Consider the following 644-nt stretch of genomic DNA (forward strand, 5'->3'; position numbering starts at 1 on the left):
CGCAGCGGCGAGTCCATCAGATGGGCATAGCGCGCAGTGGTCTGCGTCTGGCTGTGACCCAAGAGCTTTCCGATCATTTCCAGTGACGCACCGCCACTGACCAGTAGCGAGGCGAAGGTGTGGCGCAAGTCGTGAATGCGGACATCGGGAATGTTCACCTGCTTCTGGATCTGATGCCAGAAGCGGCGGATTTCCTTCACAGGCTGGCCGGGCACATCGCCCGGAAACAGGTATGAGCAGCCGGGCGGCACCAGCAGTTGCCTTTGGCGAACAATGGCTGCGGCTTCGTCCGAGATCGGCAGCCGGTGAATCTTCCGCTGCTTGGTCATGCTGGCGGGTTTGGACCAGCTGAGATGCTCTAGGTTGAAATGCTCGAACCGCGCCTGCCGGACCTCGCCGACCCGCGCGCCGGTCAGCATGCAGAGCCGGATGATATCCGCCGCGCGCCGATCCTCGGCCGCGTCCAGCGCGGTAGCAAGCTTCCGGATTTCGTCCTGCGACAGAAACCGCTCGCGCGGGTTCTCGATCCGGCGGCGGAAGCCAGAGGCCGGGTTATCCTCCCGCCAGCCCCAGCCCTGCGCATAGGTGAACATCTTTCGAAGCACCTCACCGACGCGGTTGGCGCGCACCGGCGTCGGCTTTGC

At 64.1% G+C, this 644-nt stretch carries 1 protein-coding gene; it reads right to left on the reverse strand.

Annotated features, from left to right (window positions below; translation table 11 throughout):
- A partial coding sequence (locus Q5Y72_RS19780) for a tyrosine-type recombinase/integrase (RefSeq protein WP_305965094.1) occupies positions 1-644 on the reverse strand: 644 nt, incomplete at both ends.

It is taken from the genome of Paracoccus spongiarum (genome assembly GCF_030732095.1).
In the GTDB taxonomy this organism is placed as follows: Bacteria; Pseudomonadota; Alphaproteobacteria; order Rhodobacterales; family Rhodobacteraceae; genus Paracoccus; species Paracoccus spongiarum.